General features: G+C 62.7%; 10 protein-coding genes and 1 riboswitch. Of the genes, 2 read left to right on the plus strand and 8 right to left on the minus strand.

Annotated features, from left to right (window positions below; genetic code table 11):
* Position 1: 1 nt before the first annotated feature.
* Genes E5180_RS14290 through E5180_RS14310 form a run of 5 tightly spaced genes read right to left on the minus strand, consistent with a single transcriptional unit; the run spans position 2 to position 6,449 of the window.
* Positions 2-631 carry a precorrin-8X methylmutase gene (locus tag E5180_RS14290; RefSeq protein WP_138924967.1) on the minus strand — a complete coding sequence of 210 codons (630 nt, stop codon included), beginning with the start codon at positions 629-631 and terminating at the stop codon, positions 2-4.
* Complete coding sequence (gene cobG / locus E5180_RS14295; protein ID WP_138924968.1) at positions 632-1,774, minus strand: precorrin-3B synthase; 1,143 nt, start codon at positions 1,772-1,774, stop codon at positions 632-634.
* On the minus strand, positions 1,771-5,031 hold the full coding sequence (gene cobN / locus E5180_RS14300) for a cobaltochelatase subunit CobN (protein WP_138924969.1): 3,261 nt from the start codon (positions 5,029-5,031) through the stop codon (positions 1,771-1,773). The genes cobG and cobN overlap by 4 nt, the downstream gene beginning before the upstream one ends.
* A gap of 6 nt (positions 5,032-5,037) precedes the next feature.
* Positions 5,038-6,072 carry a cobalamin biosynthesis protein CobW gene (gene cobW / locus E5180_RS14305; RefSeq protein WP_138924970.1) on the minus strand — a complete coding sequence of 345 codons (1,035 nt, stop codon included), beginning with the start codon at positions 6,070-6,072 and terminating at the stop codon, positions 5,038-5,040.
* Positions 6,069-6,449 (minus strand): DUF1636 family protein, encoded by a 381-nt coding sequence (locus tag E5180_RS14310; RefSeq protein WP_138924971.1) that lies wholly within the window; start codon positions 6,447-6,449, stop codon positions 6,069-6,071. The genes cobW and E5180_RS14310 overlap by 4 nt, the downstream gene beginning before the upstream one ends.
* Positions 6,450-6,543: 94 nt before the next feature.
* Positions 6,544-6,761, minus strand: a riboswitch (cobalamin riboswitch).
* Positions 6,762-6,927: 166 nt separating this feature from the next.
* Here E5180_RS14310 and E5180_RS14315 point away from each other — a divergent pair.
* Positions 6,928-8,388 carry a cobyric acid synthase gene (locus tag E5180_RS14315; protein WP_138924972.1) on the plus strand — a complete coding sequence of 487 codons (1,461 nt, stop codon included), beginning with the start codon at positions 6,928-6,930 and terminating at the stop codon, positions 8,386-8,388.
* A gap of 93 nt (positions 8,389-8,481) precedes the next feature.
* Complete coding sequence (locus tag E5180_RS14320; RefSeq protein ID WP_138924973.1) at positions 8,482-9,027, plus strand: biotin transporter BioY; 546 nt, start codon at positions 8,482-8,484, stop codon at positions 9,025-9,027.
* 79 nt (positions 9,028-9,106) lie between these two features.
* On the opposite strand, the gene E5180_RS14325 is transcribed toward E5180_RS14320, so the two are convergent.
* The 3 genes from E5180_RS14325 to gmd are packed head-to-tail and all read right to left on the minus strand — an operon-like array spanning position 9,107 to position 12,685.
* Positions 9,107-10,534 carry a mannose-1-phosphate guanylyltransferase/mannose-6-phosphate isomerase gene (locus tag E5180_RS14325; protein WP_138924974.1) on the minus strand — a complete coding sequence of 476 codons (1,428 nt, stop codon included), beginning with the start codon at positions 10,532-10,534 and terminating at the stop codon, positions 9,107-9,109.
* Positions 10,535-10,587: 53 nt separating this feature from the next.
* Positions 10,588-11,556, minus strand: a complete 969-nt coding sequence (gene fcl / locus E5180_RS14330; protein WP_138924975.1) for a GDP-L-fucose synthase — start codon at positions 11,554-11,556, stop codon at positions 10,588-10,590.
* Between the two features lie 4 nt (positions 11,557-11,560).
* Positions 11,561-12,685, minus strand: a complete 1,125-nt coding sequence (gene gmd / locus E5180_RS14335) for a GDP-mannose 4,6-dehydratase (protein ID WP_138924976.1) — start codon at positions 12,683-12,685, stop codon at positions 11,561-11,563.
* Between the last annotated feature and the right edge of the window lie 16 nt (positions 12,686-12,701).

The raw sequence follows: 12,701 nt of genomic DNA on the forward strand, positions 1-12,701 counted from the left end.
GTTATTCCTTCCACGTGGCCAGCGCGTTCACCGCCGCCACTGTAATCGCAGAACCGCCCAAACGCCCCTGCACAATCATCGACGGCACCGGCAAATCCTGCATCAGCGCGTCTTTGGATTCAGCCGCACCGACAAACCCCACGGGGCAACCGATGATGGCGGCAGGGCGCGGACAGTCGGGGTCTTCGAGCATATTGAGCAGGTGAAACAGCGCCGTCGGCGCGTTGCCGATGGCCACCAAAGCGCCCGCCAGATGCGGCCGCCACAGTTCCAGCGCTGCGGCAGAGCGCGTGTTGCCCATCTGCTGCGCCATGTCCGGCACACGCGGGTCGCGCAGGGTGCAGATGATCTGGTTGTCGGCGGGCAAACGCGTGCGTGTGATCCCTTCGGAGACCATATGCGCATCACACAGGATCGGCGCGCCGTCTGCCAGCGCCGCCCGCGCAATCTGCGCCATATTTTCAGAAAACTGTACGTGCTTTTCCAGCCCGACCAGACCGGCGGCGTGGATCATGCGCACGGCCACACGCTCCTCGTCAGGGGTAAAGCGGGCCAGATCGGCCTCGGCGCGGATGGTGGCAAAGCTCTCCAGATAGATCGCGGCACCGTTGGTCTCGTAGGTGTGGGGCACTCAAAGCCTCCTGTCTTGAATTTGGGTCACTGTCAGCGGCGCGCTTTGCGGCGGATCGCCTGCGCGCCCGTGGCGGATAAGGGTGAAATGCCCGTCGTGGCTGGCGGTCAGCGTGACGGGGGCAGGGGCGGGGTGGGCGCAGCCTTTGGCACAGCCCGAGATATGGATCGTATCGTCGCTGTCTGGCGACAGATGCGCGGCGATGGCTTGGGCCGCATGGCGTGTGTCCGACAACGCCTGACGGCAGCCGGGGGCACCGGTGCAGACCTGTACACGGCGGCGCGGATCATGGGGGGCGGTGATGAAATCGGGCAGCGGCTCCGTGATCGCGGGCCCTTCGATCAGCACCATGCGCCACGGCGTCAGCCGCAGCGGGCCAAGGTCTGCGAGCTGCGCAAAGCTCTCTGCCGTGGTCTGGCCAAAGGCAAACCCGATCAGCGTGCCATGGGCGGTCACACTCGGTTCTGGCGGTGCAACGGCGGGCAAGGGCGGCGTATCAGCCGCCTCGGGTGCGCCTTGCGTGGCGATATGTGCCGCCATGCGCCCGCGCCCCTCGGTCACACCGCCGGTGTTCAGAAACCATCGCGCCAGCGCCAGTGCGGCATCTACCGCCGTATCCACAGTCACTTGCTGGCCCATCTTGGCCCAGTCCGCACGGCAGATCAGGCCCGCGGCGCTGCGTTCGATGCGGATATCGGCAGAGGTGTCCGTCAGCACAGGTTGATTGCCGCAATCGATAGCAAAGCCGAACTTGTTCGGCAGGTCGGGCGCATCCGCAGCAGCAAGTGCCGCGCCAAGTGATTGTGCCACGCGGTGGCTGTCATCACCGGCCTGCCAGAACGGCGTGATGGTGATATTGCGCCGTACTTCGGCAGCCAGATCATGATCGACAAGGCCAATCGCGCGCAACCCATCGATCAGCGCAGCATGGCTATCGGTTGTCACCCCGCGCAGTTGCAGGTTCGCGCGGGCGGACAGATCGATCATGCCGTTGCCATGGGCGCGCGCCAGCGCAGCAACGCGGCATATCTGGTCAGGGCTTAACCGCCCCATCGGCACACGCAGCCGCACCACTAGCCCGTCCCCCGACATCATCGGCCGCAGCGCACCGGGGCACCAGCCAAAGACTTGCAGCGCGCTCATGCGGGGCTTCCCAATTCGGCGAGGACAGAGTTGCGGCGCGATGACCAAAGCCCCGCACGGTGCAACGCATCAAACCGCGCGCGCAACGCGGCAAGCGCCTGCGGATTGGCATTTTGCATAAAGTCGATCAGATCATCGCGCCCCAGCGTGGCATCAAACATCAGGTCGAACAGGTGGTCCGGCACAACGCCCGCCAGATGCGCAAAGGCGGCAAGGTGATCCAGCGTCGCCGCGATCTCGGCGGCACCGCGAAAGCCATGCGCCATCATGCCGGTGGCCCAATCAGGGTTGGCGGCACGGGCGCGCACGACGCGGGCGAGTTCCTCGGTCAGGGTGCGGGCACGGGGCTGGTCGGGGCGGGTGGCGTCCAGATGATACAGCGCGGCAGCACCCCCCTTGCCCAAACGCTGCATCGCGGCGGCAAAGCCGGCCTCGTGTGCGGCGTAATCCTCGGCCATCAGCAGATCGGTTTCGGGCAGGTCTTGCAGGTGTACGAAACTATCGGCCCGCGTCAGCTGCGCCTCGAGCGCGTCGCGGGCATAGGTGATCTCTCCGCGGGCGTCGATCGCATAGGACGACGCGGCCAGCCAGGCCTCTCCCGCCGCTGCGCGTGCGTCGTCCGAATACTCGTCCATCACGGCACCGATCCCCAACCCATAGGTTCCCGGGCGCGGGCCAAAGACACGCGGGGTCTGGATCAGATAGGGATTATCGGCAGCGCTTTCGGGGCGTTCGGCCAGCTTGGCAATCGCCGCCTCGAACAGCTGTGCCAGTCCGGGGAACATATCGCGGAACAGCCCCGACACCCGCAGGGTCACGTCAATGCGCGGGCGGTTCAGCAAAGCGAGCGGCAGAATGTCGAACCCGCTGACGCGGTCGCTGCCGTCATCCCAGCGGGGCGACAGACCGGCCAGATGCAGCGCCATGGCAAATTCCTCGCCCGCGGTGCGGATGGTGGCAGAGCCCCACATGTCCATGACCAACCCCTTGGGCCAGTCGCCGTGATCCTGCAAATGCTTGCGCAGCAGTTCCTCGGCGAGCTTCACCCCTTGGGTATAGGCCGCCCGCGACGGTACAGCACGCGGATCGGTAGTGAACAGGTTGCGCCCCGTGGGCCGCACATCGCTGCGCCCGCGATAGGGCGATCCCGAAGGGCCGGGGGGCACGAACCGCGCAGACAAGGCCGCGATCAGCCCGTCGATCTCGCTCGCGCCATGATCGCCTGCACCAAATACATGCAGCCCGTCACCGTATTGCGTTTCCTTGATGTCGCAGACAAAGCGGTCGATGCGGGTCAACGCCTCTGCCGCGCTGGCACTGGCATCAAGACCTAGGTCCTGCTCTACGCCGCGGCCCTGCGCTTCGGTGCGGATATCAGCGATCAGCCGGTCGCGCCGCGCGGGGTCGAGCCCGTCTGCGGTAGAATATTCGTCGAGCAACCGTTCCAACCGGCCAAAGTCTTCGGGCAGTTTCGACGCCACGAGCGGCGGTGGCATATGCCCCACGGTGACGGCCCCGATGCGGCGCTTGGCCTGCGCGGCCTCGCCGGGGTCGTTGACGATGAAAGGATAAATCACCGGCATCGGACCAATCAGCGCCTCGGGCCAACATACCTCTGACAGGGCGACGGATTTGCCCGGCAGCCATTCCAGCGTGCCATGCGCACCGACATGCACCATCGCATCGGCCTGTTGCTGTAGCCACAGATAGAACGCGACATAGCCCGTACGCGGCGTGCGGCTCAGATCGTGATAGTCGTCGTCCCGTTCGGCCAAAGTGCCGCGTTCGGGTTGTAGGGCAACCAGCAGCTTGCCACTGCGCAGCGCCGGAAAGCAGAACGCCCCGTCGTGAAACAGCGGATCGTCCTGCGGCGCGCCCCAGCTTTCGGTCAGGTCATTGCGCAGCACCTGCGGCAGCTTGGCAAGGGCGGCTTTGTAATCCTCCAGCGGCCAACGGATGGTTTCGGTGCCCAGACGGCTGGCCACAGTTTGCGTATCGGCCAGCGCATGGGCATCGACGTCATATCCCTGCACCGCCAACTGCGCTGTCATTTCGCGCAGGGACGCCAGCGCATCTAACCCAAGCGCATGGGCCATGTTCCAGTCCTTGCCGGGGTAGGTCGACAGCACGACCCCAATGGACTTTGCCGCATTGTCCTGCACGCGCAGCTGGTGCAAACACAGCACCCGATCCGCAATGAAATTCACACGCGCTGCATCGGCGCGGTGTGCGAAACGGCTGTATTGCAACGCCTCGTCCCGTTTGCCGGGTTGTTTAAAGCTGACGACGCCGCCAAACAGACGGCCATCCACCTCGGGCAACACGACATGCATCGCCAGATCGGTGGGCGACAGTCCCCGCTCTGATCCCGCCCAATCGCGCCGCCGCGCGGTGGACAGGGCGACCTGCACCACGGGGCAATCGCTTGCCCCCAGAACCGAAGGCTGGTCCGGCCCGCGCTGGGCGGAAAAGGCGGTGGCGTTCACGATCACCGCCGGATCAAGCCGGGCAATCTGCTGCGCGATCCACGGCGCTGTGTCACCCTTGAGGCTGGGTGCAAACAACCCAATGGCGTCAAAACCGCGCGCCTCCAGCGCCGTGATCAGCGCATCCACAGGATCGGTATCAGCCGCCGTTAAATAGGACCGGTAGAATGTCACAATGGCGCGGGGCTTGTCGGATGGTTCCGGCGCGGGGATCACGCCTGTGTGGGGCTGGTAAAACCCTGCTTCGGGTACGGTTTTGGCCCCTTTGGCCGGCCCCGCATAAAGCCCTGCGGCCAGCGACAATTGCGCCAGTGCCGCCTGCGCAGCCACCGCCCCGCCCGTATCGCACAGATGTTGCAAGCGTCTTAACGTCGAATGGGGGAGCGTCGACAGCGCGTCGAGCCGTGGGTCGGGTTGGCCGTCCGCAGGCAGCACCGCCAGCGCGATCTGCTGTTTGCGCGCCATATCTTGCAGGGTGGCAAGCCCGTAAGGCCAATAGCTTTCGCCCCCGATCAGCCGCACCAAAACCGCCTTGGCCCCCGCAAGGGTCTGTTCGGCATAGGTATCGACCGACAACGGATGTTTCAGCGCCACCAGATTGGCCAGCCGCAAAGACGGCAGCCCGCCTTCGGCCCGATGCCAGCCCGCCGCGAAAGCCCCCAGATCACTGTCTGAAAAGGACAGCACAACCAGATCCGCCGGCGTCTGCCCCAAGTCTTGGGGCAGGTCGCTTTGATCCAGTCCGTGGCTTTCGCGAAAGACGACATGCATGGCAGTTTAGCCCTCTAGCACCGCGCGGATCGCGGCTTCGTTCACGTGATCATGCTCTGCGATCACGACCAGCTGGCTGCGGCGCGGCGTGTCCCCCCAAGGGCGGTCGAACTGGCTGCGTACCCGTTCGCCCACGGCCTGCACCAACAGACGCATCGGTTTGTCCTGCACAGCGATATAGCCTTTGACGCGCAGGATTTTCTGTTCGCGCGCCAGCCGCAGCACGGCGGCCTCAAGCGTGGCGACATCGGCGACTTCGCCCATGTCGATCACAACGCTTTCGAAATCGTCATGCTCGTGGTCATCATGCCCGTCGTGGTGGCTGGGGCGTGCGTCGATGTCATCCTCGGCGGCGGCTTCGAGCCCCAGTACAACGCGCGGGTCAATCACGCCTTCGGTCATCGGAATGATCGGCAGCTTGCGCGGCGCGTGGGCCTCGATCACCTTGCGCGCGGCTTCTACGCCTTCGGGGCCCGCCAGATCGGCCTTGGACAGCAGCACGATATCGGCGCAGGCAATCTGGTCCTCAAAGACTTCGGACAGCGGCGTTTCGTGATCCAGACTGTCATCCGCGTCGCGCTGCGCAGCGATGGCATCCAGATCGGGGGCGAACTGCCCGCTCGCCACGGCTTCTGCATCGGCAAGGGTGATCACGCCGTCCACGGTGATGCGTGACCGGATTGCGGGCCAGTCAAACGCCTTGAGCAAGGGTTTGGGCAGCGCAAGGCCGGAGGTTTCGATCAGGATGTGATCCGGCGTTTGCGGCAAAGCCATCAACGCCTCGATCGTGGGGATAAAGTCATCGGCCACGGTGCAGCAGATGCAGCCGTTCGCCAGCTCGACGATGTTCTCGGCGGGGCAGTTGTCGATCGCGCAGGATTTCAGGATATCGCCATCCACACCGGCGGTGCCGAATTCATTGACCAGCACGGCCAGACGCTTGGAGCCCGCATTTTCCATCAGGTGACGGATAAAGGTGGTTTTGCCGGCACCCAGAAAACCGGTGATCACGGTAACGGGAATTTTGGTAAGGTTGGTCATTCGGTAGGCTCCTGTGGGGGAATGCGAGCAATGGATTGTTTGCGGAAAACCACGGGGCGTTCACGCCAGGGTACCACGCCGTCGGTGGTCTGGGCATAGGCGGAGACGCCGTTCACGATGTCGGACAAATGGGCGTCGGTGTCGAGATCGCCGTACACATAGGTCCAGCGTGACGGACCGCCCGACAGAACCATCGAACAGCCCCGCGAACAGGCCGACAGACATTCGGCACCGCGCAGTTGCACACCGTCAGGCAGTTGCCCCGACAGCGCGTCAAACAGCTGTTGGCCGGGGCGCGGCGCGTCCTCGGGGGTGATCTGACCTGCGCGGCAGGTGGTGCAGATGGTGACGGTGACCGGTTGATCCGTGGTGGTCATATCTTGCCTCATACGTCGATGGGCCAAGGGGGATCGCCAGCAGCGAACGACATGCGAACAGCGTTCTAGGCCAGTCGCGAAACACCCCGTTCGCCCGTTACAAACTATGCTGGCAGGTCTCCCGGCTTGCGGATCTAAGGCAGCTTGCCTTGCAACTTTTCACCTTCCCAGCCATCGGGCCAGTGGTTGAAAGGTCTCTCCGGTCACGGTCGCGGGGGCGGCTGCGCTTGGCGCTGACCCAAGGCTGGATCAATGCGTATCGCGTTCCCTCTTCGCCTGTCTGGGACAGGAACCAACATACGCCCTGCATTGGTCATTTGCCCGCCTCTGTCAAGCAGCGGCTGTCATAACGCGGGGGCCAAACCCGCTTTGCGCGGATTTTACCGCGACCGCCCCCCCGTGCCGGCGCGCTGCGGATGCTTGACGGGATCATCGCAGACTGACACCAAGGGCTGCAAGAAAAACATGAGGTTCCGCCATGCCCACCCGCGCTATCATGATCCAGGGCACCGGGTCCAATGTGGGGAAATCCATGCTGGTGGCAGGGCTGTGCCGCGCCGCGACGCGCCGCGGTCTCTCTGTTGCGCCGTTCAAGCCGCAGAACATGTCGAACAACGCCGCCGTCACCGACGATGGCGGAGAGATTGGCCGCGCCCAGGCCTTGCAAGCGATTGCCTGCGGACGGCCCCTATCGGTGCATATGAACCCCATTTTGCTGAAACCTGAAACCGACAGCGGGTCACAGGTGATCGTGCAGGGACACCGCCACAGCACCCTGCAAGCGCGCGATTTCAGCAAGGCGCGCGCAGGGCTGATGGCCCCCGTGCTCGAAAGTTTCGGTATCCTCGGACAAAGCGCCGATTTAATTATCGTCGAAGGGGCGGGCAGCCCGGCTGAAACGAACCTGCGCCAGAACGACCTTGCCAACATGGGCTTTGCCCGCGCCGCAGGCGTGCCTGTCGTGCTGGCCGGCGATATCAATCGTGGCGGCGTCATCGCCCAGATCGTCGGCACGCAGGTGGTCATGGACCCGGAAGATGCAGCGATGATCACCGGCTTTCTGGTCAACAAGTTTCGCGGCGATGTCAGCCTGTTCGACGAGGGATACCGCGAGATTGAACGCCGCACCGGCTGGACCGGTTTTGGCACCCTGCCATGGTTCGCCAATGCACATCTGCTGCCCGCCGAAGACGCGGTGGACCTGTCGCGTGCCCCATCGGCGGGCGGTTTCCACATCGTCTGCCCGATGCTGTCGCGCATCGCCAATTTCGACGACCTTGACCCGCTTGCGGCAGAGCCGTCGGTGCGCTTGACCATGGTGCCCCCCGGTACGCCGCTGCCTGCCGACGCCGATCTGGTGATCCTGCCGGGCACGAAATCCACCCGCGGCGATCTCGCGTTTCTGCGCGCTCAAGGGTGGGACATCGACCTATATGCCCATGTGCGGCGCGGCGGCGCGGTGTTGGGAATTTGCGGCGGCTACCAGATGCTGGGCCGGTTTATCGAGGATCCGCAGGGCTTTGAGGGGCCGGCAGGTCGTGAAGAGGGGCTGGGCCTGCTGGATGTCGAAACCCGCATGGCACCGGACAAGACCCTGACCCGCGTCACCGCAGACCACACCGCGACCGCCACGCAGATCGACGGCTATGAAATCCACATCGGCCAGACCGTGGGGCCCGATTGCACCACCCCGTTCTCGCGCATCAACGGTGTGCCAGACGGGGCAGGGTCGCGCGACGGCAAGATCAGCGGTACCTATCTGCATGGGCTGTTTACGAATGACGCGTTCCGGAGCGCGTGGTTACAACAGCTGGGTTTGGCTGCGGGTCCGACCTCCTACAGTCAGACCGTCGAAGACACGCTCGATGCGCTAGCCGACCACATGGAAACACATCTGGACGTGTCTGCGCTGCTGGCGAGTGCCGCGCCGGTTGCATAATGCAGACCTGACCTTTGGTCACGATCACGACGCTTGCTTAATTGCGGGATCGCGGGGATACATGCTGTCAAATTTACGCAAAGGACCTCTCCAATGGAACGTAACCTGACCCTCGTCGCGCTGTTTGCTGCCCTGATTGCAGCGCTTGCGTTGATCCCGAAATTCACGCTTGGCTTTGGCGTGCCGATCACGGCGCAAAGCCTTGGTATCATGCTCTGCGGGACCGTGCTGGGGGCCAAACGCGGCGCGCTGGCGGTATTGCTCTTCTTGCTGCTGGTTGCCCTTGGCCTGCCGCTTCTGGCGGGTGGAAACGGCGGGCTTGGTGCGTTCATGCTGCCGTCGTCGGGCTTTTTGATCGGCTTTCCCGTGGCGGCTTTTGTCACCGGCCTGATCGTGGAAAAATGGTACGGGCCATCGCTGACCCTCGTTGCAGCCGTCGCCTCGGTCATCGGCGGGATTGTCGTGCTTTACATCTTCGGGATCATTGGCCTGTCGATCGCGTTGGACAAATCGTTGCTTGAATCCGCTGCCCTTGTCACCGTGTTCATCCCCGGCGACCTGATCAAAGCAGTGCTTGCAGGCTTTATCACCAGCGGCCTGGCCAAGGCGCGCCCTAACAGCGTCCTGTCCCGCAGCTGATCGACCACCACTAGAATGAAAGCATCCCGCGCATAGCGGGGTGCTTTTGCCGACGCCCAGACCCCTTTAGGCCAGCCGCCTATCCGCGTGCATATACATCTTCGTAGCGGATAATGTCATCTTCGCCGAAATAGCTGCCGGTCTGGACCTCGATCAGCACCATGGGCAGCTTTCCCGGGTTCTCCATCCTGTGAACGGACCCGAGCGGGATGTAGACCGACTGGTTCTCGCTGATCAGTTTCACCGTCTCGTCCACGGTCACTTTCGCGGTGCCTTCGACCACGATCCAGTGTTCCGACCGGTGATGATGGCTTTGCAGGCTGAGCGCGGCACCGGGGTTCACAACGATGCGTTTCACCTGAAACCGTCCGCCGATCACAAGGCTTTCGTACCACCCCCAAGGCCGGTAATCGCGCGGCAGTTGCACCGCTTGGCTGGCATCACGTTTCTTGAGCGCATCAACGGCTTCCTTCACCCGCTGCGCCTGCGATTTGTCCGCGACCAGCACCGCATCGCCCATGGCGACGGCGATGATGTTGTCCAGCCCGATGCCCACCAGCTGCAACCCGTCGGTTTCCGACCGCAGCAGGGTGCCCGCGCAGTCAATCGCCGTGGCATTGTCGGAACAGACATTCCCCGCCGCGTCCGGCCCGCTTTCCAGCCAGACGGCATCCCAACCGCCCAAGTCGGACCAGCCCGCGGCGAAAGGCATCACCGCCAGGTTATCTGCCTTTTCCATGATCGCATAATCGACAGAGATATCAAGGGCTTGGCCCCACGTCTCTGCCTCGAGACGGGTAAACCCCAAATCCGAATCCGCCCCGTCGAGCGCTGCGGTGACAGCGCTGATCAGGTCGGGGGCGTGGGTGTGGGTGTGGTAGGCATCAATGATCGCCTGCGCGGTAAACAGAAAAATGCCTGCATTCCACAGGAAATTCCCTGCCTCCAGCATCGCGGTCGCTGTCGGGCCGTCCGGCTTTTCGATAAAGCGCGTAAGGGGTTGCGGGGATTTGGCTGTGGCGTCTGCATCCTCGGCAAGCTCCAGATAGCCATAGCCCGTTTCGGCCCGCGTGGGCGTGATGCCGAATGTGACCAGGTCACCGGCCTGCGCCCGCGGAACGGCCGCCTGCACCGTCTGGGCAAAGGCATCACTGTCGGGGATCACATGGTCCGACGGGGCCACCAGCATCAGCGCCTGCGGATCAGTTTGTGCGACGTATAGTGCGGCGGCGAGGATTGCAGGGGCGGTATTGCGCCCGTCAGGTTCAATCAAGATCGCCTGCGCCGTCATCTCGACCTGCGCCAGTTGTTCGGTCACGATGAACCGAAAAGGGTCCCCAGTCACAATGATCGGAGCGGCAAATTCGGGGCCGGACAGGCGACGGGCAGAGATCTGGAACAGACTTTCGTCGCCCATCAGTTTGGCAAACTGCTTGGGGTAGCATTTGCGCGACAGTGGCCAAAGACGTGTGCCCGACCCGCCGCAAAGAAGAATGGCTTGCATCATCGGGGCATTTAATCTGAAAAATTCTAACGAGAGATTAATCAAATGCGAGTGATTTAGCTCCGCAGTCTTTCCTTCGCCAAAAACCAATCATAAGTCTCGCGCAACCCGTCTTTCAGACAAATGCGCGCGCGCCATCCCATATCGGCCAGCCGCGAGACATCCATCAGCTTGCGCATTGTCCCGTCGGGCTTGGACCTGTCGAACACCAGCCGCCCTTTAAACCCTGTGACCTCTGCCACCATCTGCGCCAGCTCCGCGATGCTGACATCGCGGCCCGTTCCCACGTTGATATGGCTGCGCATGGGTTGGGTGTGCGCGGCGTAAACGTCACGCGGCAGGTCGAGCACAAACAGCGACGCCTCGGCCATATCGTCCACATGTAGGAATTCCCGCATCGGTTTGCCGGTGCCCCAGATCACGACCTCTTCCAGCCCGTCCCGTGCGGCCTCGTGGAAACGACGAATCAGGGCGGGCAAGACGTGGCTGTTTTGCGGGTGAAAATTATCCCCCGGCCCATAAAGGTTCGTCGGCATCACGCTGCGATAATCCGTGCCATATTGCCGGTTATAGCTTTCGCAAAGTTTAATGCCGGCAATCTTGGCAATGGCATAGGGCTCATTCGTGGGCTCAAGCGTACCGGTCAGCAGCGCGTCTTCTGCCATCGGCTGCGCAGCGTCGCGCGGATAGATGCAGGAGCTGCCCAGTTGCAGCAACTGTTTGACCCCCGTGGCAAAAGCCTGATGGATCACATTGCATTCGATCATCAGGTTTTCGTAGATAAAATCAGCGGGGTAGCTGTTGTTCGCCATGATCCCGCCGACCTTGGCCGCGGCCAGGATCACCACATCAGGTCGCTCAGTCGCCATAAAGTCGCGCACCGCCGCTTGATCGGTCAGGTCCAGTTCCGCATGGGTCCGCGTGATCAGCTCAAGCGCGTCGCCAGCAACCACCCTCGACTGCAAGTGGCGCAAGATCGCAGCACCGACCATGCCGCGATGCCCTGCGATATAAATCTTCCGCATAGGCCTATCCGTTCTCGAGCGAGATCGGCAGATCCAGCCCGTGCTCTTTCAGCAACGCATGCCGCCGCGCGACCTTGAGGTCATTCGCCACCATCTCGGCGCACATTTCTTGTGTGGTGATCTGCGGCTCCCACCCGAGCTTTTCCTTAGCTTTCGCGGGTGAACCCAGCAGCGTCTCGACTTCGGCAGGGCGGAAATACTGCGGATCAATGCGCATCACCACATCGCCGGGGCTGACTGCGGGGGCATCATCACCGCGCACGCTGTCGACGATGGCACACTCTTCCACGCCCGTGCCTTCGAACCGCAGGACGATCCCCAGTTCCGCCGCAGACCACGTGATGAACTGGCGCACGGGATACTGCACGCCGGTAGCGATCACGAAATCTTCTGCCGCGTCTTGTTGCAGCATCATCCACTGCATACGCACATAATCCTTGGCGTGGCCCCAATCGCGCAGCGCGTCGATGTTACCCATATACAGGCATTCCTCCAACCCCTGCGCGATATTAGCCAACCCGCGCGTGATTTTGCGCGTGACAAAGGTTTCGCCACGGCGCGGGGATTCGTGGTTAAACAGGATGCCGTTGCAGGCATACATGCCATAGGCCTCACGGTAGTTTACCGTGATCCAATAGGCGTACATCTTGGCCACGGCATAGGGGCTGCGCGGGTGAAAGGGTGTTTCCTCCGTCTGTGGTGTCTGTTGCACCAGACCGTACAGCTCAGAAGTTGATGCTTGGTAAAAGCGCGTCGTTTTTTCCAAGCCCAGAAACCGGATTGCCTCAAGCAGCCGCAAGGCACCGTTGGCGTTTACCTCAGTTGTATATTCAGGGGTCTCAAAGCTCACCGCGACATGGCTTTGCGCGCCAAGATTATAGACTTCGTCCGGCTTCACCTCGCGCAGGATCCGCGTCAGGTTCGAACTGTCGGTCAGGTCGCCGTAGTGCAGGATTAGATCGGGGTTAACCTCGTGAGGGTCTTGATAAATATGATCAATCCGCTGGGTGTTCAATGACGACGACCGCCGCTTGATCCCGTGCACCTCATACCCTTTTTCCAGCAATAACTCCGCCAGATAGGACCCGTCTTGACCGGTAATACCGGTGATCACTGCACGTTTTACCATCAGGGCCCCTAAATGA

This window comes from Sulfitobacter sp. BSw21498, assembly GCF_006064855.1.
In the GTDB taxonomy this organism is placed as follows: Bacteria; Pseudomonadota; Alphaproteobacteria; order Rhodobacterales; family Rhodobacteraceae; genus Sulfitobacter.

Coding starts and splice junctions, on each gene's coding strand:
- cobG (WP_138924968.1), bottom strand. CDS start 1,774: ATGAGCGCGCTGCAAGTCTTTGGCTGGTGCCCCGGTGCGCTGCGGCCG.
- cobN (WP_138924969.1), bottom strand. CDS start 5,031: ATGCATGTCGTCTTTCGCGAAAGCCACGGACTGGATCAAAGCGACCTG.
- cobW (WP_138924970.1), bottom strand. CDS start 6,072: ATGACCAACCTTACCAAAATTCCCGTTACCGTGATCACCGGTTTTCTG.
- E5180_RS14310 (WP_138924971.1), bottom strand. CDS start 6,449: ATGACCACCACGGATCAACCGGTCACCGTCACCATCTGCACCACCTGC.
- E5180_RS14315 (WP_138924972.1), top strand. CDS start 6,928: ATGCCCACCCGCGCTATCATGATCCAGGGCACCGGGTCCAATGTGGGG.
- E5180_RS14320 (WP_138924973.1), top strand. CDS start 8,482: ATGGAACGTAACCTGACCCTCGTCGCGCTGTTTGCTGCCCTGATTGCA.
- E5180_RS14325 (WP_138924974.1), bottom strand. CDS start 10,534: ATGATGCAAGCCATTCTTCTTTGCGGCGGGTCGGGCACACGTCTTTGG.
- fcl (WP_138924975.1), bottom strand. CDS start 11,556: ATGCGGAAGATTTATATCGCAGGGCATCGCGGCATGGTCGGTGCTGCG.
- gmd (WP_138924976.1), bottom strand. CDS start 12,685: ATGGTAAAACGTGCAGTGATCACCGGTATTACCGGTCAAGACGGGTCC.